The 19,884-nt window shown below is 68.7% G+C and carries 21 protein-coding genes; 12 read left to right on the top strand and 9 right to left on the bottom strand.

Annotation, left to right across the window (positions count from 1 at the left end):
• Nucleotides 1–96 precede the first annotated feature (96 nt).
• The gene (locus WFM69_RS01025; protein ID WP_337000767.1) at nt 97–498 is read left to right on the top strand and encodes a hypothetical protein; all 402 of its coding nucleotides are present in this window, start codon (nt 97–99) and stop codon (nt 496–498) included.
• On the opposite strand, the gene WFM69_RS01020 is transcribed toward WFM69_RS01025, so the two are convergent.
• The 3 genes from WFM69_RS01020 to WFM69_RS01010 are packed head-to-tail and all read right to left on the bottom strand — an operon-like array spanning nt 411 to nt 2,705.
• Nucleotides 411–1,385, bottom strand: coding sequence for a methyltransferase family protein (locus WFM69_RS01020; RefSeq protein ID WP_337000765.1), 975 nt, complete (start codon nt 1,383–1,385; stop codon nt 411–413). The two genes, WFM69_RS01025 and WFM69_RS01020, sit on opposite strands and share 88 nt — an antisense overlap.
• 49 nt (nt 1,386–1,434) lie before the next feature.
• A complete protein-coding gene (locus WFM69_RS01015) occupies nt 1,435–2,238 on the bottom strand; it encodes an SDR family oxidoreductase (RefSeq protein ID WP_337000763.1) in 804 nt (267 codons plus the stop codon).
• Complete coding sequence (locus WFM69_RS01010) at nt 2,235–2,705, bottom strand: MarR family winged helix-turn-helix transcriptional regulator (RefSeq protein ID WP_337000761.1); 471 nt, start codon at nt 2,703–2,705, stop codon at nt 2,235–2,237. The genes WFM69_RS01015 and WFM69_RS01010 overlap by 4 nt, the downstream gene beginning before the upstream one ends.
• A gap of 177 nt (nt 2,706–2,882) precedes the next feature.
• Here WFM69_RS01010 and WFM69_RS01005 point away from each other — a divergent pair, with 177 nt between their 5' ends.
• From WFM69_RS01005 to WFM69_RS00975, 7 genes are read left to right on the top strand one after another with little or no spacing between them, the layout of a single operon-like run.
• Nucleotides 2,883–4,076, top strand: a complete 1,194-nt coding sequence (locus WFM69_RS01005; protein ID WP_337000759.1) for an ROK family transcriptional regulator — start codon at nt 2,883–2,885, stop codon at nt 4,074–4,076.
• A gap of 42 nt (nt 4,077–4,118) precedes the next feature.
• Nucleotides 4,119–5,414, top strand: a complete 1,296-nt coding sequence (locus WFM69_RS01000) for an extracellular solute-binding protein (protein WP_337000757.1) — start codon at nt 4,119–4,121, stop codon at nt 5,412–5,414.
• A gap of 13 nt (nt 5,415–5,427) precedes the next feature.
• Nucleotides 5,428–6,399: a carbohydrate ABC transporter permease gene (locus tag WFM69_RS00995; RefSeq protein WP_337000755.1), complete on the top strand. Its 972-nt coding sequence runs from the start codon at nt 5,428–5,430 to the stop codon at nt 6,397–6,399.
• Nucleotides 6,396–7,235: a carbohydrate ABC transporter permease gene (locus WFM69_RS00990; RefSeq protein WP_337000753.1), complete on the top strand. Its 840-nt coding sequence runs from the start codon at nt 6,396–6,398 to the stop codon at nt 7,233–7,235. The genes WFM69_RS00995 and WFM69_RS00990 overlap by 4 nt, the downstream gene beginning before the upstream one ends.
• 24 nt (nt 7,236–7,259) lie before the next feature.
• Entirely contained in the window at nt 7,260–8,723 is a 1,464-nt protein-coding gene (locus WFM69_RS00985; RefSeq protein ID WP_337000751.1) for a glycoside hydrolase family 3 protein, read from the top strand.
• Entirely contained in the window at nt 8,720–9,859 is a 1,140-nt protein-coding gene (gene nagA / locus WFM69_RS00980; protein WP_337000749.1) for an N-acetylglucosamine-6-phosphate deacetylase, read from the top strand. The genes WFM69_RS00985 and nagA overlap by 4 nt, the downstream gene beginning before the upstream one ends.
• A 44-nt stretch (nt 9,860–9,903) precedes the next feature.
• Nucleotides 9,904–10,704 carry a sulfite exporter TauE/SafE family protein gene (locus WFM69_RS00975; RefSeq protein ID WP_337000747.1) on the top strand — a complete coding sequence of 267 codons (801 nt, stop codon included), beginning with the start codon at nt 9,904–9,906 and terminating at the stop codon, nt 10,702–10,704.
• Here the strand turns inward: WFM69_RS00975 and WFM69_RS00970 are convergent.
• Complete coding sequence (locus tag WFM69_RS00970) at nt 10,697–11,848, bottom strand: calcium:proton antiporter (protein WP_337000745.1); 1,152 nt, start codon at nt 11,846–11,848, stop codon at nt 10,697–10,699. The genes WFM69_RS00975 and WFM69_RS00970 overlap by 8 nt on opposite strands.
• A gap of 296 nt (nt 11,849–12,144) precedes the next feature.
• Here WFM69_RS00970 and WFM69_RS00965 point away from each other — a divergent pair, with 296 nt between their 5' ends.
• On the top strand, nt 12,145–12,279 hold the full coding sequence (locus WFM69_RS00965) for a hypothetical protein (RefSeq protein ID WP_337000743.1): 135 nt from the start codon (nt 12,145–12,147) through the stop codon (nt 12,277–12,279).
• 79 nt (nt 12,280–12,358) lie between these two features.
• Here WFM69_RS00965 and WFM69_RS00960 read toward each other — a convergent pair whose 3' ends face one another.
• The 4 genes from WFM69_RS00960 to WFM69_RS00945 are packed head-to-tail and all read right to left on the bottom strand — an operon-like array spanning nt 12,359 to nt 16,781.
• Nucleotides 12,359–13,060: an aspartate/glutamate racemase family protein gene (locus tag WFM69_RS00960; RefSeq protein ID WP_337000741.1), complete on the bottom strand. Its 702-nt coding sequence runs from the start codon at nt 13,058–13,060 to the stop codon at nt 12,359–12,361.
• Between the two features lie 7 nt (nt 13,061–13,067).
• Nucleotides 13,068–14,078: a hypothetical protein gene (locus tag WFM69_RS00955; RefSeq protein ID WP_337000739.1), complete on the bottom strand. Its 1,011-nt coding sequence runs from the start codon at nt 14,076–14,078 to the stop codon at nt 13,068–13,070.
• 7 nt (nt 14,079–14,085) lie between these two features.
• Nucleotides 14,086–15,924 carry a substrate-binding and vWA domain-containing protein gene (locus WFM69_RS00950; RefSeq protein ID WP_337000736.1) on the bottom strand — a complete coding sequence of 613 codons (1,839 nt, stop codon included), beginning with the start codon at nt 15,922–15,924 and terminating at the stop codon, nt 14,086–14,088.
• Nucleotides 15,925–15,956: 32 nt separating this feature from the next.
• Entirely contained in the window at nt 15,957–16,781 is an 825-nt protein-coding gene (locus WFM69_RS00945) for a shikimate 5-dehydrogenase (RefSeq protein ID WP_337000734.1), read from the bottom strand.
• A gap of 120 nt (nt 16,782–16,901) precedes the next feature.
• On the opposite strand from WFM69_RS00945, the gene WFM69_RS00940 reads away from it, so the two are divergent.
• Nucleotides 16,902–17,819, top strand: coding sequence for a DMT family transporter (locus WFM69_RS00940; RefSeq protein ID WP_337000732.1), 918 nt, complete (start codon nt 16,902–16,904; stop codon nt 17,817–17,819).
• A 622-nt stretch (nt 17,820–18,441) separates the two neighbouring features.
• Nucleotides 18,442–18,648: a cold-shock protein gene (locus tag WFM69_RS00935; protein ID WP_017203899.1), complete on the top strand. Its 207-nt coding sequence runs from the start codon at nt 18,442–18,444 to the stop codon at nt 18,646–18,648.
• A 125-nt stretch (nt 18,649–18,773) separates the two neighbouring features.
• On the opposite strand, the gene WFM69_RS00930 is transcribed toward WFM69_RS00935, so the two are convergent.
• Nucleotides 18,774–19,439 (bottom strand): HAD hydrolase-like protein, encoded by a 666-nt coding sequence (locus WFM69_RS00930; protein ID WP_337000729.1) that lies wholly within the window; start codon nt 19,437–19,439, stop codon nt 18,774–18,776.
• Between the two features lie 144 nt (nt 19,440–19,583).
• On the opposite strand from WFM69_RS00930, the gene WFM69_RS00925 reads away from it, so the two are divergent.
• On the top strand, nt 19,584–19,853 hold the full coding sequence (locus tag WFM69_RS00925; protein ID WP_337000727.1) for a response regulator: 270 nt from the start codon (nt 19,584–19,586) through the stop codon (nt 19,851–19,853).
• Nucleotides 19,854–19,884 lie beyond the last annotated feature (31 nt).

The following is a 19,884-nucleotide window of genomic DNA, read 5'->3' as shown; positions in this document are numbered from 1 at the left end:
TAGCGTGGAGGCCGTCAGCTCGGTCGCCCCCACCATACGGTCGAGACGTTTCTCACGTCGCTCCTCGATCCGGGGAGCGCGCGGACCGGGGGCACGATGGAGGAGCAGGACGCGCTCGCCGCTGTCGATCTCGGCGGTGGTGTCGCGCAGGACGGATTCGTCGTGTCCGCCGCACCGGGTGCGTGCCTGAGCCTGCAGAAGATCGTCATCCCGCCGGGTTCCGGCACCGGCGTGCACCGGCATCCTGGTGCCGTGATCGCGATCGTCGACTCCGGTGCGCTGACCCATCATGCGCCGGTGCATCCCTCCGGGGTGCGGTGCTATCGGGCGGGTGAGGCCTTCGTCGAGGGTGCGCACTACCTGCACGAGGCGGTGAATGACACCGCGGTGGACGTGGTGCTGTGGGTCGTCTACGTCGATCCACCTGCAGGCGAGTCGGCGAGCGAGGCCCCGACCCGCACCCGCCGCGGCACCCAGCACGACACGCGGTCCCGGTAGGCGCGGAAGTCGCCGCCGAAGCGCTGTTCGAGGTCGGCTTCTTCGAGCGGGCGGATCAGCGTGTTCCACACGAGCGAGCCGCTGAGCGCGTAGAGCACGACCAGCCAGGAACCGGCGATCAGTCCCACCGCGACCCCCTGCGCGATCCCGCCGACCGCCATGGGGTTGCGCACGAACCGATACGGTCCGGCGATCACGAGGTGGCGCGGCATCGCCGACGGCAGCGGGGTTCCCGAGCCGTGCGACGACATCGAGACGGCCGACCACATCGAGAGCGCGAAGGCGACGGCGAACAGCGCGACGCCGGCGAGACGCAGCGCCACGGGGAACTCGAGCCGCAGACCCCAGCGGAACTCGAGGAGTGCGATGACCGCCGGGGCGGCGATCAGGAACAAGCCGGAGAAGACCAGCACCTGCAGGGTCGTCCGCCACAGCAGCGGGCGGGCTCCCGACGGCGACGCCGGGCGGAAGCGGAACGGGCCGGTGAGCAGCCACTCCGAGGGGATGCGTCCGAGGATCACGAGGATCCCGGCACCGATGGATCCCATCGCCGCGACCGACATCAGCAGCGCGCCCCATCCGGCGGCTCCCGTGATCGTCGCGTACAGGACCATCCCGGCCGCGACGATCACCGTCCACGGGGCAGCGACCCACACGGCGATCCGCAGTCCTGCGGCGACCAGCGCTGACGCCATGACGAACAGGGGGATGTCGAGGGTGGCGATGAGCGCGACGTCGAGTGTGCCGAGCGTCGCGGAGCGGACGGCCGGTGCGGTGAAGACCAGCACCCACCACACGGCACCGCCCAGCGCCTGCAACGCGAAGTAGAGACGCCCCCAGGTGCGGGCGGTGATCGCCGTCGATCCGCTGAACCGGCGACTCCCCATGGCGGCAAGTCTAGGTGGCCGGGCGCGGATGCCCGGCCGGGGGTGCGGTTCAGTCGCGCGGGGCGTCGTTCCACGACCAGATGTCGTCGCCGCGGAGCACCGCGTCGGCGCCGCCGTCGCAGTAGATCGTCTGGCCTGCCATGTGCGTGTTCGCCGGGCTCGTCAGCCACACCAGCAGTTCGGCGATCGACGAGGCCGGCTGGTGGTAGTTGAGCGGCATGGGGACGGCGGCGTCGACCTGGGCGAGACCCTCGGGCGATGCGAGCAGGCCGGCGGTCATCGCCGTGACGACGGTGCCGGGCGCGACCGCGTTGAGCGGGATGCCGGCGCCGGCCCATGCGGGCGTCACCGACTCGCGGCGCACCCACCGTGAGAGCGCGCGCTTGCTCGACGAGTAGTTGAGGAAGCCGCCTTCGGGGGTGGCGGCGAGCTGGTCGCCGATGCTCAGCGTCAGTGCTTCATCGCCGCTGAGGGCTGCGTCGACGAGCTCGGCGGACACCGGCTGCAGGGATGCCATCGACGACACCACGGCGACGCGGGGCTGGTCGGCCAGGCTCAACGTCGGCAGGAGCGCGGTCAGGAACTCCGTGACGCCGAAGTAGTTGATGGCCATGGTCTTGGCGATCGGCGCCGCGATGCCGGCACAGGCGATCACCGCATCGATGCCCTCGGTAGCGGCCGCGACGGTGGCGGCGGCTGCGGCGGCGCGGCCCTCCGGCGTGGACAGATCGCCGACGACCTCGGTGCCCGCGAGGTCGACCCCGATCACGGTGTGGCCCTGCGCGCGGAGCAGTTCGGTGGTGGCGGCGCCGATGCCGGACGCGGCGCCGGTGACGATGTACGTGCGTGTCATGATTCCTCCTGGGTGGGCGGTGCCGGCTGCGTGCCGGACAGGGCGATGACGAAGCGTTCGAGCTGCTGACGGAACTGGGCGACCTCGGTTGGGCTCCAGCCGCGGAGAGCGTCGTCGACCATGCGATGGCCGGCTGCGACCAGACGCGCATACGCCTGCGCTCCCGCGTCGGTCAGTCGCACCTGCACCGTGCGCCCGGAGCGGACGGGATCGACGATGCCCTGCGCCGCCATGCGGGCGACGAGCTTCGAGGTGGTGGGCCGCGACATCGATGCGTGGTCGGCGAGAGCGCCGAAGCCGAGGACGCCGTCGTTCATCCCCAGCAGATAGACGGCGCGGATCGCGGTGGGATCGAGTGCGACGTCGACCGTATCTGCGACCTGGCGCTGCAGGTCGCTCTCACTCCACTCCGCCACCACTCGCACGAGTGCGACGTGGATGTCGGCGACATCGTTGAGGATCGCCATGATTCGAGTGTACCTCAAAAGTTGCCTCAGGCAACTGTCGCGAGTTGAGACAATCTCTTCCCTGTTCAGGGGCGGTTTCGATTCCCGGTGAGAAGAGCCTCGGAAAGCGGTTTTGCGCCGCTGTTCGGCTCCTGTACTGTGGGCGGCGTTCCAATTAAATTCAGTCTGAGAGTAAATGTGACCAAGGCCCCGTCCCTTCGTGCGTCGAACCGCAGCCGCGTGCTCGCCGAGCTCCTCGCCGGCGCCGAACTCGAGCGCACGCAGCTCGCCGAGAGCACCGGGCTGAGCCGGGCCACCGTGTTCCGTGTGGTCGACGACCTGCTCGCCACCCAGCTCCTGCTCGAGCGCAGCGCCCCCCAGAAGAGCGGACCGGGCCGCCCGGCCACCACCGTGCGCCTCAACCCCTCCGCCATGCTCATCGCCGGTATCGACCTCGGCGGCACGAACTGCCGCATCGCCGTGGCCGACGCTCTGGGCAACGCCCTCATCCGCGGCCGCTTCAAGACGCCGCGCGAGCTCGACGCCACCGCCTTCGCGACCTGGCTGGGCGACCGCGTCACCGAACTCGTCGCCGAGCACGGCCAGGGCATCCCGCTCGGCTCCGTCGCTCTCGGTGTCCCCGGAGCGGTGTCGGGCGACTGTACCCGCATCCTCGGCGCGCACAACCTCCCGCAGATGCTGGGCACCGAGTTCGTGCAGGCCGTCGAGGCGGTCTTTGACGTCCCCGTGCACATTGACAACGACTCCAACCTCGCCCTCTACGGCGAGCTCGTCTGCGGATCCCTCGACGGATCGGCGTCCGCCGTGCTCCTCGCTCTCGGCACCGGCCTCGGCACCGCCGCGGCGCGTGAAGGTCGAGTGCTCGCCGGACCGGACGGTGCTCTCGGCGAGTTCGGTCGTCTCCGCATCCCGGGCCGCACCGAGCGCCTCCGCGACCTCGTGTCCGGCGCGGGACTGGCCGCCTACGCGAAGTCCCGCGGCGCCGACATCGACACCGCCGAGGACCTCTTCGCCGACCCGACCCGCTACGCCGACATCCTCGGCGAAGTGCATGAGGCGCTGCTGCACCTCGTCTCGCTGGTGACCCTCGCCTACGAACCTGCGACCATCGTGATCGCCGGTGGCTTCGCCGACGCGTTCGACGACGGCATCCTCGACCGGCTACACACCGAGGTCGTCGACATGATCAACGTCGACACCCGCATCCGCCGCAGCGAACTCGGCGGTGCCGCGGGCCTCCTCGGAGCGATGGCCGCCGCGCTCAGCCAACTGCACGCATCGGTCGGCGTCCTCACCGAGCACGCCACCCTGGTGCAGGTCGAACGCGAGCGGATCATCCGAGCGCTCGCCGCATCCCCCACGACGGCCTAGCCGTCGCTGTCTTCCCCCTCAACGACGAAACGGAGAACGACCATGAAATCGACACGCCTCACAGGCATCGCCGCCGCAGCAGTGCTGACCCCGCTGGTGCTCGCCGCGTGCAGCGGTTCCGGCGACGCGCCCGAAGCCGGCAACAGCAGCGGCACCCTGACCGTCTGGATGATGACGGGCGGCCCCGGCGACAAGCCCATCATCGAAGACGTCAACGCGGCCTTCGAGAAGAAGTACCCCGACATGGACGTCAAGGTCGAGATCCAGCAGTGGGACAACATCGCGACCAAGCTCACCACCGCCCTCGCCTCGGGCAACGGGCCGGACATCGTCGAGATGGGCAACACGCAGACTCCGCTGCAGACCTACTCGGGCGGTCTGCTCGACATCACCGACGACAAGGCGTCGTTCGAGGACTCCGACGACTGGCTCGCCGGGCTCGCCGACCCCTCGACCCTGGATGGACGCCTGTATGCGACCCCGCTCTACGGCGGCACCAAGGTCGTCATGTACAACAAGCAGATGTTCGCCGATGCCGGGATCACGGAGCTCCCCGCGACTCTCGACGAGCTGATGGCGGCATGCGGAACCCTCGCCGCAGCCAACTCCGGCACCGACAACTTCTCCGGCTTCTACATGCCCGGGCAGTACTACTTCGCCGGCGTGCCCTTCATCTTCGGTGCCGGCGGTGATGTCGCGGTACAGAAGGACGGCGAATGGAAGGCGACGATGAGTTCGCCGAAGGCCATCGAAGGACTCACGGCGTTCCAGGAGTTCCAGAACACCTGCTCGACGCCGTCGTCGATCGGCGTGAACACCAACAACCCCGACCAGACCCAGATCTTCGCCGACGGGCAGGCGGCCATGGCCTATGTCCGTGGGTGGGAGCCGGCCGCCGTGGTCGAGAAGAACCCGGCGATGGAGGGCAACATCGGCTACTTCGTCATGCCCGGGTACACCGCCGACGAGCCGCTGCCGGTGATCGTCGCCGGCTCCACCATCGGGATCGCCGCGGACACGAAGTTCCCGGAGGCGGCGAAGGACTACCTGCGCATCATCACCGGTGCCGAGATGCAGGCGCGGTTCGGCTCGGAGCTCAACCTCATCCCCATCTCCCCGACCTTCACGCCCGACGACATGCCGGAGCACATGCTGGTCGCCAGCGAGGCGGCGAAGAACAACAAGTCGCTTCCGGCCAGCCCCGGCCAGTCGACGCTCGAGAGCGAACGCTACAACGAGCAGTTCTTCGCGTCGATCGTCGGTGGCGCGGACATCGAGAAGGCCGCGGCCGACTACGACGTCTACGTCACCAAGACGCTCAACGCACACGGAAACTGACGAAGAAGAGAGCATGACGAAACTCGCACCCGTCGCCGATCCCGTCCGGTCCTCTCGACCGGTCGGGGTCGGCCCGGCGCGCCGACGTCGCTGGGGCCGTGACGCCGCGCTTCCCTATCTGCTGATCGCTCCCGCAGCCCTCGTGCTGCTCGTGATCCTGGGCTACCCCATCGTGCGCCTGGCGGTGCTGAGCTTCCAGAAGTTCGACTCGCGCTCGCTGTTCACCGGGGAGTCGCCGTTCGTCCTGTTCGACAACTACGTCGACGTGCTCGGCGACCCGGAGTTCTGGGCGGTGCTCTGGCGCACCTTCGCCGTCACGCTCCTGTGCGTCGGCCTGCTGATGACCGTCGGCTTCCTCCTCGCCCAGCTCCTGCTCCGGGTGTCGGCGTGGGCGCGGCTGACCCTCACCATCTGCCTGGTGCTGGTGTGGGCGATGCCGATGGTCGCGGCCGCACTCATCTGGCAGTGGCTGTTCCAGCCGCAGTACGGGGTCGCCAACTGGCTGCTCACCCAGCTCGGGGTTTTCGGCGACCTGCGGGCGCACGACTGGTTCTCGAACCCGGTGGAGGCGCTGGCCCTGATCACCCTCCTGATCGTGTGGAAGGGGCTGCCCTTCGTCGTGCTCACCATGTACGCGGCGCTCGGACAGATCCCCGCGTCGATGTACGAGGCCGCTGGGCTCGACGGAGCGAACGCCCTCGATACCGTGCGCCACATCACGATCCCGATGATGCGCCCGGTGCTCGCGATCCTCATCGTGCTCGAGGTCATCTGGTCGGTCAACTCGTTCACGCCGTTCTGGGTGCTCACCCAGGGCGGCCCCTCCGGGCAGACCACCACCCTCGCGGTGTACTCGTACACCACCGCGTTCAGCGCGAACGACTACGGCGGTGGAGCCGCGATCTCGATGATCACGGTCGGCCTGCTCGCCGCGTTCGCCGTGTTCTACGTCCGACGCCAAGTGAAGCAGGTGGATGTCCGATGAGCGGCATGGGCTACATGAGACGGCGTCGCGCCGTCGCCAACACGATCGCCGTGGCCGTCGCGGTGGTGATGATCTTCCCCGTCTACTGGATGTTCAACACGGCGTTCAAAGAGCCGGGGAGCATCATGAGCCAGACTCCCCAATTCTTCCCCTGGCCGATCAGCGTCGAGAACTTCGCGCGCGCGCTGGACTCCTCGAACTTCTGGGTGTTCTTCCGCAACTCGCTCGTCGTGTCCCTCGCGACGGTGGTGCTGTCGATGGCCGTCGCTCTCGGCGCGTCGTTCGCGAGCGCGCGGTTCTCCTTCATCGGCCGCAAGGTGCTGCTGGTGGTGCTGGTGCTCGTGCAGATGATCCCCGGCTCCGCGATGGTCATCCCGCTGTACCTGATGCTGCGTCAGGTCGGCGCGCTCGACTACCTGCCCGGGCTCATCCTGACGTACCTCACGTTCGTGCTGCCGTTCGCGATCTGGACCCTGCGCGGGTTCGTGGAGGGCATCCCGGTCGAGCTCGAGGAGGCCGCGATGGTCGACGGGCTCAGCCGCTTCGGTGCCTTCGTCCGCGTCGTGCTCCCGCTGCTCGCTCCCGGCGTGGTCGCCACCTCGATCTTCGCGTTCATCAACGCCTGGGACGACTACCTGTTCGCCTACGTGATCATGCGCTCGCAGGAGAACTACACGCTCCCCGTCTGGCTCGTCTCGTTCCAGACGTCCGAGGGTGTGGACTACGGCGCCATGATCGCCGCCTCCGCCATCTTCTCCATCCCCGTCCTCATCTTCTTCCTGCTCGTGCAGCGGCGTCTCGTGGCCGGCATGACCAGCGGCGCCGTCAAGGGCTGACCCGACCCCTCCAAGGAGACACACATGACCGACATCACCCGCCTCGCCCACGGCGTGCTCTTCCCCGGTGTGGGTCGCACCCGCTTCCCCCGCTGGGCGGCACCCCGGATCGCCGCCGGTCTCGGAGGCTTCGTCATCTACGGCCGCGACATCGTGTCGGGCGAGCAGGTGCGCGAGCTCACGGCGGCGATGCGCGCCGAGAACCCGCGACTGCACCTGGCCACGGACGAGGAGGGCGGCGACGTCACGCGGCTGGAGAATGCCGGGGGTGTCTCGGTGCCGGGCAACTACGCCCTCGGTGCGCTCGACGACGAGGAAGCGACCCGTCGTGTCGCCCGTCAGATCGGCCTGTCCCTGCGGCAGGCGGGCATCGACTGGGATCTCGCACCGGCCGTCGACGTCGCGGTCAACCCGTTCAGTCCCAACGGCATCCGCACGTTCGGCGCCGATCGCGCCCAGGTCGCCCGGCACGCGGCGGCGTGGGTCCAGGGACTGCAGTCGACCGGCGTGAGCGCGTGCGCGAAGCACTTCCCGGGTCACGGGCTCAGCGGCACCGACGCCCACCTCGGCACGCCGCAGGTCGATCTCTCGCGCGAAGACCTCGTCGAGCACTACCTCGACCCGTTCCGTGCCGCGATCGACGCCGAGGTCGACAGCATCATGGTCTCGCACGTCCGGCTGTCGCAGATCGACGAGCTGCCGGCATCCATCAGCCGGCCCGTGATGACCGGGCTGCTGCGGGACGAGCTGCGCTTCGACGGTGTGATCATCACCGACGCGCTGGAGATGCGCGGGGTGCGCGACTACGCCGAGATCGGCGAGGCCGCGGTTCTCGCGCTCGCAGCCGGTGCCGACGCACTGTGCCTGGGTTCGTGGTCGTTCGGCGCCGACGTCGACACCGTGGTCGCAGCGATCTCCGACGCGGTGGACGAGGGGCGTCTGAGCCTCGAGCGGCTGGAGGAGGCGAACGATCGGCTCTCCCGCATGGGTTCCCGTGAGGCGGTCGATGAGGCGCCGGACCCCGCCTACGGCGAGCAACTGGCCCGCGAAGTCATCTCGGTCGGCGGAGACGCCGTCGTCACGACCGAGAACGTGCTCATCGTGCGGCTCGATCCCGTCGCATCGCCCGCGGCCGGTCGTGCGGAGGGCGACGTCGAACGGTTCCTGATCGAGGCCGGCCGCAACGTCGAGACGATCCGCCTGGCCGCCGACACGTATGCCGGGGAGCAGATGCTGTCCGGTGCGCTGTCCGAGTTCGCCGAGCAGTACGGCGACGACGGCACGCTCGTGCTGCTGCTGCGCAGTCCGCACCGGTTCGAGTGGCAGGAGCCGATCGTCGCGACCATCCGGGAGAACCACCCACAGGCGATCGTGCTCGACATGGGCGTGCAGCACGACGACTTCTCCGACTTCCGCGCCTGGGTGCGCAGCTACGGCTCCTCGCGCTCCTGCGCCAGGGCCGCGTCGGAGGTGCTGCTCGGCCGATGACCCTCCTTCGCGCACGACACCTGCTCACTCCCGACGGAGTCATCGACGGGTGGCTCCGCACCGACGGCGACACGATCGTGGAGATCGGGTCGGGGGCGGCGCCGGCCGGCGACGTCGTCGATGCAGGTGAAGGGTGGCTCCTCCCCGGGTTCGTCGACCTGCACTGCCACGGCGGTGACGGGGCATCGATCTACGCGGGCACGCCTGCCGATGTCACGGTGGTCGCGCGGGGGCATCTCGCCGCGGGCACCACGTCGATGTTCGCCTCGGTCGCCACGATGCCGGAGCAGGAGATGCTCGACGCGGTCGACAGGATCGTCGCGGTGGTCCGCTCCGGTGCGGCCCCGAACATCGTCGGCGTGCACCTGGAGGGTCCCTTCCTCTCCGCTCGGCGCCGGGGCGCGCAGCGTGAGACCGCGCTGCGCGTGCCATCGGAGTCCCTCATGGAGAGGTTCCTCGCCCGGGCCGACGGCCTGCCCGTGATCATGACGATCGCCCCGGAACTCGACGGCGCGATCGACGTGATCATGAAATATGCCGATCGGGTCATATTCGCCTTGGGTCACAGCGATGCCACGTTCGACGAGGCCGTCGCGGGGATCGATGCCGGGGCACGGCTGGTCACGCACACCTTCAACGCGATGCCACCACTGGACCACCGCCGACCGGGTCTGGTGGGCGCCGCGCTCACTGATCCCCGGGTTGCGGTGGAGCTCATCGCCGACGGGCATCACCTGCATGACGCGGTGCTGTCGTTCTCTATCGCGGCGGTCGGTGAGTCCAGAGCGGTCCTCGTCACGGATGCCTCCGCCGCAGCAGGGCTGGGCGACGGCGACCACGACTTCCCTGACCGCACGGTGACGGTCACCGGCGGCAGGGTCACTCTGCGCGGCACGCAGACCCTCGCGGGTTCGGCGCTGCGGCTCTCGACGGCGCATTCGCGAATGGTTCGTCTCGGCGTCGGACCGGTGGCGGCATCGAGGATGGCATCCGCCAACGCGGCCACGCTGACCGGGTTCACCGATCGCGGTGTCCTGCAGAGCGGCCGGCGCGCCGACGTCGTGGTCGCGGATCCGGACCTGCGCGTCACGGCCGTCTTCCACGGTGGTCAGCTCGTCGTCTCGGCGGCCGACTGAGCCGCATCGCCACGATCCTGCGTGTGCGGGAGAAGGAGTTCCCTGTGTCTGAAGTCGTACCGCACCGTGGCGCGCGCGTGTATGCGGCGTTCGCCGGGATCGGGCTCGCGGCGGGACTGCTGTCCGGCATGTTCGGGGTCGGCGGCGGCACGGTCATCGTGCCTCTGCTCGTCCTGTTCGTCGCGTTCGATCAGCGGCGCGCGGCAGGCACGTCTCTCGCGGCCATCGTTCCGACCGCCACCATCGGCGTCATCTCCTACGCGGTGCTCGGTGACGTGGCATGGGTGCCCGCGTTGATCCTCGCGGTCGGTGCGATCGTCGGTGCGCAGATCGGCACGCGGCTGCTGCCGAGGGTGTCACAGTCGGCGCTGCGCTGGGGTTTCGTGGCGTTCCTCCTCGTCGTCATCGTGAGTCTCTTCCTCGTCGTCCCGTCGCGCGACGCGGTGCTCGAGGTCGGCTGGGCGAGCGGTCTCGCGCTGGTCGGCCTCGGCGTGGGCACCGGCATCGTCTCGGGGCTCATCGGTGTCGGGGGCGGCATCGTCGTGGTGCCCTTCCTGATGCTCGTCTTCGGCGCCAGCGATCTCGTCGCGAAGGGCACCTCGTTGCTGATGATGATCCCGGCTGCGGTCTCCGGCACGTTCGGCAACCTGCGCACGGGCAACGTCGAGATCCTGCCGGCCGTGGTGATCGGCATGGCCGCCTGCACCACCACGGCCCTCGGCGCGTGGGTCGCCACGATCGTCGATCCCGCCCTCGGCAACGCGCTGTTCGCCGTCTTCCTCGTCGTGATCGCGAGCCAGATGGCCGTCAAGGCCGTCAAAGGTCGTCGGCCGCGCGCTAGCTGAACAGCACGACCAGGTACACCGCGAACGTCACGAGGTGCGCGGCGCCGTGCATCGCGGTGACCCGCTTGGCCGCGAACGTCGTGACCGACAGCAGCAGCGTCAGGCCCAGCATCAGCAGGTTCGCCGGCGACTCCGCGAGCACCACGGTCTGACCGGTGAACATCCCGATGATCAGGACGGCCGGGATGGTGAGACCGACCGTCGACACGAGTGCGCCGTGGCACAGGTTGTTGACGCGCTGAGCCTCGCCACCGAGGGCCGCGCGCACGGCGGTGATCGACTCCGGAAGGAACACGATGCCCGCGATGAGCACGCCGGCGAGGGCCACGGGGGCGCCGAGTCGACCGAGCCCGTCGTCGAGGAGTGCCGCCATGTCGTGCGACAGGAGCACGATCGGAATGACTGTCACGACCAGGAGGGCGAGCCGGACGATCACCTCGGTGCGGTGCTCCGCGAGGATCTGCCGGATGCCCCCTGTCGCTTCGTGCTTCTCCTCCCGCTTCGCGCTCTGCAGTAGTCGCGGGTCGACCTCGGTGAAGTCGCTCGCCTGCGCGCCCATCTGCCGGTAGAGGAAGAATGCGTAGAGCACCAGGGTGAGCACGATGATCGGGATCTCCTGACCCATCGTGTACGAGCCGTCGGTGCCGATCAGGGCCGGCAGGCCGAACGCGAGGGCGACCAGCACCACGAGCATCGACAGGTACGCCGAGGTGCCCGTGCGGTTATGCGCCATGCCGCGGTGCCGGAGGCCGCCGAGCAGCAGGGCGAGCCCGATCACGAGGTTGAGGATGATCATCGCGACGGCCATGACGGAGTCGCGGGCGATGGTCGCATGCTCACCCGGTCCGAGCATGACCGCGGTGATCAGGATCACCTCGATCAGCACGATCGACAGCGTGAGCACGAGTGAGCCGTAGGGGTCGCCGAGGCGATGCGCGAGGGCCTCGGCCTGCTTCACGACACCGAAAGCGCACACGAGGATCACCCCGATGATCGCCGTGAGCGCCATGATGAGCACCGGGCCGGGTACGGGGGCGGCCAACACCGGGTGGAGGAGGAGGAGAGCGGCGAAGGCCCCCCATCCCAGGACGACGCGGACGATGTCCGTGACGCCGATCAGCTGCTTCAGTTCCGTGCGTGACATCGCCGGACTCCTTCGAGGTGGGGCCGTCCCCGATCTGACTCGCGTCCGGAGGCCGTCCTCCGTCGTCATTCCGCCTCCCAAGATAGCAATGCCGACTGGGCAGGTGCCGTGCGGGTGTCGGGATGGCCTGTCACGGCCGAAGCGTTCCTGTTGACGTCGATGCACGATGACATATGCCCCGAGAAGCATGTGGACACGAGAACGAGAAATTTCCTGTTCAGTGTGAAATTTGACTTCCTGTGGTTCCGGGCTATGGTCGGAGGTTACGCCAGCCATCGAAGGGGAAGCGAGTCACCATGTCCGGAAAGTCCATCCAGGGTCGCGGCAGCAAGAAGGCGCCGCAACTGTCGCTCAAGGAGAAGCGAGCCGCGAAGCGCGAGAAGAGCGCACCGGCCGAGTTCCTGAAGCCGCGCAAGGGCGCGAAGGGCTGAGCGGAATCCGCCGAGTCGGCACCTGTTGTCGCATCAGGGGTGGATTGCGACGACAGGTGCCCACTCCACGCCGAGAGGCTCAGCCGTCCGACTCCGCGAGAGCGAGCGTCACGGCCGCATCGACGTGCAGCGCGGTGGTCGGGAACACCGGCACCGGGGCGTCCGCGGCGGAGATGAGCAGCTCGATCTCCGTGCAGCCCAGGATGATGCCTTCCGCACCATCGGCCACCAGGCGCTCGATGACCTCGACGTACTGCCGGCGCGACTCCTCGCGGATCACGCCGTGTACGAGCTCGTCGTAGATCACGGTGTGCACGAGACGGCGATCCGCCTCGCCCGGAACGATGGTGCGGATGCCGTGCTCTGCGAGACGGTCGGCGTAGAACGGGCGCTCCATCGTGAACGCGGTGCCGAGCAGGCCGACCGTCCCCAATCCGGCCGCCGTGATCGCTTCGGCCGTGACATCGGCGATGTGCAGGAACGGGATGCGCACCGCATCCTGGATCTGGTCCGCCACCAGGTGCATCGTGTTGGTGCACAACACGAGCAGTTCAGCTCCGGCGCCCTCGAGGGCCTGTGCCCGCGCGGCGAGCAGTGCGCCCGCCGCCTCCCAGTCGTCGCGCGCCTGCATCTCCTCGACCTCGGCGAAGTCGAGCGAGTCCAGCAGGATGCGTGCCGAATGGTGGCCGCCGCGGAGGGCGTGCACGCGTTCGTTCGCCAGGCGATACCACTCCAGCGACGACTCCCAGCTCATGCCGCCGAGCACCCCGATCGTCTTCACCTGTGCCTCACTCCCCCGAGCTCTCCTTGAACTGGCGCTCCCAGTCGCGCAGCTCGGAACGCCCGATGAGCGAATCCAGCGACACCTGGAACAGCAGACCCTTGCGGGCGTTGACCTGCTTGATGTTGTCGACGATCTGCGTCGTCACGGCTGCCAGGGCCTCGCGCACCTCGGCGACGCGCTCATCCGGCGCGTCCCACAGATCGGGACGGGTGAGCAGGTCGAGCAGGTAGTCGGGCTCGAGCGCCGCGACGAGCCGGGCGAGCTTGTCGGAGTACTCGGCCTCGGCGAGCACGCTCTGGTCTTCGCCGGCCTTCGCATCCAGGCGCACGAAGAGCTGTTCCACGTGCGAGGCGAGCGCGTCGATCCCGGCGGCGGTCTCGGCGGCGACGGGGTTGTTCGGCAGCTTTGCATAGTCGCCACGCAGCTCGCGCAGGCGGTTCACCCGCAGTCGGATGCCAGCAGGCACCGGGTCTGCCGGTGCGACCGCCTGCGGGGCGCGGCGTCGACGGGTGAGCAGCCCGACCGCGGTGCCTCCGGTTGCCAGCAGCACGACACCGCCGATCACGACCGGGAGTATCCAGTCCGCGCCGCCGCCGGCGTTCCCGCTCGACGAGGCCGGTGTCTCCTCGACGATCTGCTGCACGGTCTCGGTGAGGGCGGTCTGCGTGTTCCCGCCGGCCGCGGTCTCCTTCTCGTTGGCGATGCGCATCGCCTCCTGCGAGTCGATCGCGACGGACTCCGCCATCAGGTCGTCGCCGATGGCCAGCACCACCGTCTGCTGATCGGCCGCGCCGCTGATCTTCTCGAGGATGTACGTGCTGTAGGGGCTGTCGAGTCCGGCGTCCTTGGGCAGCACCACGACCGCGATCGACCCGTCCGCGGGCACGACACCCGACAGGGCGTCCTGCAATCCGGATGCACCGCTGACGCCGGGCGCGACGTACACGTTCCCGGAGTCGAGGCCCGCAATCGCATCGTCGATCCAGCCCGAACCGGATGCCGCGGAGATGACCATGCCCACCTCAGAAGTTGTTGATCACGGACGCGAAGACGAGATCGATGCGCTCGGCGTCCGAGGCATCGAACATCTGCCCGCCGGTGGCGTCCGCGATGCGCTGCAGGGCCGAGGTGTCGGCGCCGGAGCCGTAGGCGATCGGGAAGATGCGCACCGGAGCGGCGGATGCCCCTTCCTTGGTGCTCTTGCCGATCTTCGCGATGAGCGAGTCGAGCGAGGTGGTGGAGTCGGTGTCCTCGCCGTCGGAGAGCACGACGATCGCGTTGATGCGCCCCGGCTCCGCCCGCTCGCTCATCGCCTCGTAGGCCGTGAGGATCGCGTCGTACAGCGGGGTGCCGTTGCGCTGCGCGTAGCGGAGGTCGTCGAGCGACGAATCGAGCTTCTCGCCGTCGGCCCCGAGCGGGGTCACGTCCCGCAGCACCTGGATGCCGTCCCCGGCGTCGGACGAGATTCCGGTGGTGAACGCCCAGACGCCGACCTCATCCGTCGAGCGGAAGTGATCGAGAGTGGTCTGCGCGCCCTCGATGGCGCCGTCGAGCCGCGAACGGCCGTCGCCGATCGGATCGTCCATCGAGCCGGAGATGTCGATGAGCTCGAGCACGGACGACGGCTTGCGCACCTGGGTCCACTGGTCGATGGCCGTGGAGATGACGTCGACGTCGGGCTTGGGCAGCGTCACGGTGGGCTGGGCGGGGTCGACGCCGAAGTTCGCGGTGAACAGGTCGCCGAGCGGCACCGAGTCGTCGAGCGGACGGAAGCCGTACTCGGGGAGGATCTCCTGCGCGGGCCTGGTCTGCAGGAACGCCGCGAACGCCTCGCCCGCTGTGCGCTGCTCGGGTGTCACCCAGTCGGCGCCCAGCACGGTGACCGGGTTGTCCGAACACATCGAGCCCCCCGACGGATACACCGCGACCAGCTTGGTCTTCGGCGGCACCAGGGTCTCGCCCGGCTGCACCGTGTGCGAGTCGGGGTTGCCCTTGTTGTAGTTGAGCAGCGACGTCTCCTCCAGCGCGACCGCCGAGACGTACGCCGATCCGTTGGCGCCGTTCTGCGTCTCGTCGTAGAGCGTCGACAGCACGTTGCCGGTGGTGTCGCCGTAGTGGATCACGCACTCCTCGAACACCCGTGAGAAGTCGGCAGCCGCATCCACGTCGGCCGCGGTGAGGCCCTCGGTCTTGCCGGATGCCTCATACGACTGCATGAGGATCGTCGACAGCCCGGTGGTGGACGTGTTCGGGTTCGTCTTCGAGATCTTGAACGCGCCCCAGATGTCCTTTCCCACGCTGCCCCAGCCGGCCGGGTCCTGGCACAGGCCTTCGAGCTCGGTGATGCTGATGGGCTTGTCGGGCCAGCCGAGCGCCTTGGCCATCGGCTCGGGCATGCCGAACACGACCGGCGTGCGGGTGAAGGACGCCGGCTCGCCGACGAGGTTCGGCGAGGCGGCGGCAGCGACGCGGTCGGTCCACACGGTGGATGCCGGCGACCACAGGGTCGGCCACAGCGCCCGGTCGTCGCTGGGCCAGTCGTCTCCCGAGGTGAGGTAGCGCGCGGCGTTGCCGGACGACACGTTGGTCGGGCGCACCGTGGCGCAGGTACCGAGCGCCTTGTGCTCCGGGGAGTCCTTGAACGCGGTCGCGAGCTCGTCGAGCATGTTGACCTTCTCCGACGAGGTCGCGACGGTGATGTGCGTGCAGCCGTCGTCGGGGAAGCCCTGCCCGCCTTCGGTGGTGGGGTCCTCTCCCCCGCCGGTGCAGGCGGCGAGCACCAGCGCGGCGACGACTGCTGTCGCCAGGGCTGCCGGTGTTCGCCGGAGGACGGTCCGTCGTGCGGTGCGGGGCGCGCTCATGCGCCTAGGCTACCCAGGTATCGGGGCGCCCATCACGCCGTTCCGGCGCGCATGAACTCCTCGGCCTCCCGCACCTGTTCTGTGGAGGGGCGGATGCCCGTGTAGAGCACGAACTGCTCGAGGGCCTGCAGCGTCGCCACCTCGGCGCCGGTGATCACGATCTTGTCGGCGGCGCGGCCCGCGGCGATGAGCGGCGTCTCGGCGGGAAGGGCGACCACGTCGAACACGACGGATGCCGCGGCGATGGCCTCGGCCGGGAATGCGAGTGCGTGTTCCTCCGCGCCGCCCGCCATGCCGATCGGCGTGACGTTGACGAGGATGTCGGCGGTCGCGGCGCCGACCTCGGCCTGCCAGCCGAAGCCGTAGAGGTCGGCGAGGGCGCGGCCATTCTCCTCGTTCCGGGCGACGATCGTGACGCGCGAGAACCCGGCGTCACGGAACGCCGCCGCGGTGGCCTTCGCCATCCCACCCGAGCCGCGCAGCAGCACCGATGCGGTCGTGTCGAGGGCCGCGCGTTCGATCAGCTGCGCGATCGCCGAGTAGTCGGTGTTGTAGGCAGTGAGCACTCCGGCATCGTTCACGATCGTGTTGACCGAGTCGATCGCGCTCGCCGAGGGATCCATCCGGTCGATCAGCGCGATGACCTCCTCCTTATAGGTCATCGAGACCGCGCAGCCGCGGATGCCGAGGCCGCGCACCCCCGCGATAGCCTGAGCGAGGTCGGCCGGGGCGAACGCCTTGTAGATCCAGTTCAACCCGAGCGCCTCGTAGAGGTGGTTGTGGAAGCGCGTCCCGTTGTTGCTCGGCCGTGCCGACAGCGAGATGCACAGCGTCATGTCCTTGTTGAGCAGTGTCACCGCATCAGGGTACTCGCGCGTCCGCATCGGTGCGGAACGCGATGTCCGAATCCCGCCAGCGCGGAGCCGGCGACGGATCGAGCATGGAACAGCACGAGGCCCAGCGATGAGGAGAACCGGATGACGCAGCGAACAGAGCCGCAGGTGCGCACGGCGCGGGGCGGGGTGCTCCTGCAGTTCGTCCTGCTCGCGCTCACCTGGGGCGCGAGCTTCCTGTTCGTCGCGATCGCGCTCGACGGGCTCTCGCCGGCGCAGGTCGTGCTCGGGCGACTGGTCACGGGGGCTGTGGCGCTCGCGCTCATCTGCCTGATCGGCCGGCATCGTCTCCCCCCGTTCGGTCCGGTCTGGGGCCACCTGTTCGTCGTGAGTCTGCTGCTGTGCGTCATCCCCTTCCTGCTCTTCGCCTGGGCGCAGCAGGACATCTCCTCCGGGCTGGCGAGCATCTACAACGCGACGACGCCGCTGATGACCATGCTGATCTCGCTGATCGCGCTTCGTGAGGAGCGTCCGACCCGCGACCGCACGGTGGGTATCGCGGTCGGCTTCCTCGGGGTCGTGGTGGTGCTCGGGCCGTGGAGCGGTCTGGGCGGAGGCACCGCCCTCGCACAGGTGGCCTGTCTCGGTGCGACTGCGAGCTACGGCGCGGCGTTCGTCTACCTGCGCCGGTACGTGTCGCCGCGCGGTCTGGCCGCGATCCCAGTGGCGACCGTGCAGGTGGGTCTCGGCGCGGTGGTGATGCTCGCACTGGCTCCGGCGATCGCGATCGCTCCCATGTCGCTGTCGCTCCCGGTCGTGCTCGCGGTCCTGGCGCTCGGGGCGCTGGGGACCGGGCTCGCCTACGTGTGGAACACGAACATCGTCGGTGCGTGGGGCGCGACCAACGCCTCCACGGTCACGTACCTGACACCGGTGGTCGGTGTGGTGCTGGGTGTGATCGTCCTCGCCGAGCAGGTTTCCTGGAACGAGCCGGTCGGTGCCGTGATCGTCATCCTGGGCATCGCGATCACCCAGGGCCGGATACGCCTGTCGCGGCGGTGAACTCGCGGATTCGGGGGAGACGGACGACGGAGGTGCCTCCGTGCTGTGCGTCCTGTCTCCACCCGAAACCTGCGATCCCTGCGGGATCAGTTGCCCGACCTTCGTCGAATTCCGTCACCTGACCGAAGTCCGTGGCGGGATCGTTCATCCTCCCCTATGGTGAAGGTGCATGCACAAGGGGCTTGATCGTCCCCGTCTCTCCCCACGAGACGGCAACCTTCCCCAGAGGTGAAGACGATCCGTGCATGCGATTGGGCCCTCTCGAGTAGTTCAGTCCCCAATGGGCTACTCGAGGGGGCCGCTATCGACCATTGTCCCACCGAAGTTCAGATTTGTCCCCCAAAAGGGGGACAAGGACTTCAAAAAGGAGCTAGGCTGTTTCTGACGCACCCTCCGGTCGTCTTCGGCCCTCATCGCTCCCCCCGCGGTGAGGGCCACACCATTTTCTGGGGCGTCGTTGCGCCCGGGGCTCGCGATCGCGTCGTGTGACGGCCGGATGCCGCTCATGCAACATTTGGATTACCTTCTTGACGCGGCTGTTCCCCGCAGGGCGTCCTCCACTAGGTTTAGCGATGTCGGGGCACCCCTGCGTCGGCTTTTTACCCAGCAGAACAGGCAGTACATGAGCACCCAGGGCACGGTTAAGTGGTTCAACTCGGAGAAGGGCTTCGGCTTCATCTCCCCCGACGACGGAGGCGCTGACGTCTTCGCGCACTACTCCGCCATCCAGTCATCCGGCTACCGGTCTCTCGAAGAGAACCAGCGAGTCGAGTTCGATGTGGCACAGGGCCCGAAGGGCCTGCAGGCAGAGAACATTCGCCCCGTCTGAGACGGGCGAGATACAGAACTCCCCACCGGATCGCGTCCCCGATGCGTCATCCGGCGGGGAGTTCTGTGCTTTCCTGCGGCTCCGCAGGTGCGCGATCGCACGGAGCGGCGGGTTCGTTCTAGCCGTCAGCTGAGCAGCAGCGCGCGGAGTTCTTCGACGGACGCGACCCGGAAGGCGGCGTCGTCGCCTTCGTGGGAATCGCTGAAGCCCCACTCGACGAAGATCACGGGGACGCCGTTCGCGTTGCCGCCCTCGACGTCGTGATGGCGATCGCCCACGAGCACGGGGCGTGAGGTGTCGGCGCCGAGCTCGCGCAGCCGACGCAGTGCCTCGGCGACGATGTCGGTCTTCGAGGCGAGAGTCGACTCGTCCGGCGTCGCGCCGACGGTCGTCAGGAACGCTGGCCGCAGACCGAAGTGGTCGACGAGCGCGTCGACCTGGTTCTCGGGCTTCGAGCTGGCCGTCGCCTGCGGCACACCCGCGGCGTGCAGCTCGTGGATGAGTTCGGTCACACCCGGGTAGGTCGCGACGTCGGTCGTATAGCCGTCGGCCTTGCCGAGTGTGCGGTAGAAGGCGACCGCCTCCGCCGACTGCTCCGGCGTCATGCCCGCCTGATCCTGGAACGACTGGAACATGGGCGGACCGATCCAGTGCACCAGCTCCTCCCGCGTCGGCGCCGGGTGGCCGAAGTGGGTCAGCGCGACGTTCAGACGACGCAGGATGCCGACCGACGCGTCGATGATCGTGCCGTCGACGTCCCAGAGCACGCAGGAGTAGGGGGAGTGGCGCATGCCTCCCAGCCTATGGGGCGCGGTGGGGTAGCCGCTCTTCCTGCACAGGTGTGCACTGAAGATACTCATACACGCCTCGTGTGAGGACGCTCTGACCCCGCGTAAGGTCGTGACAAAGACAGAACAGCGGGTGAGAATGGGGGCATGTACGTGTCGGTGGAAGTGATCACGATGGTGGCGACAGCCGCGGCGACGCTCGTGGCGATCGTCAGCGGATTCGGGTGGATGATCAACCGGATGGATGCGCGGTTCGCGGCGGTGGAGCTCCGGTTCGAGGCGCAGGATGCGAAGTTCGAGGCGCGCTTCGATCGCCTCGATCGACGGCTCGATCGGGTCGAGTGCGAGCTGTCCGAGGTGAAGGTGGCCGTGGGGCGATGGGAGGGGCCGAAACCGCGCCTGATGACGATCCGGTGATCGGGAGCGGCGTCCGCGTGGTGACCGCAGC

Source organism: Microbacterium sp. LB12 (genome assembly GCF_037150835.1).
Lineage (GTDB): Bacteria > Actinomycetota > Actinomycetes > Actinomycetales > Microbacteriaceae > Microbacterium.
Note: the sequence above shows the minus strand (reverse complement) of the source record. Positions and strands in the feature narration are given on the sequence as shown.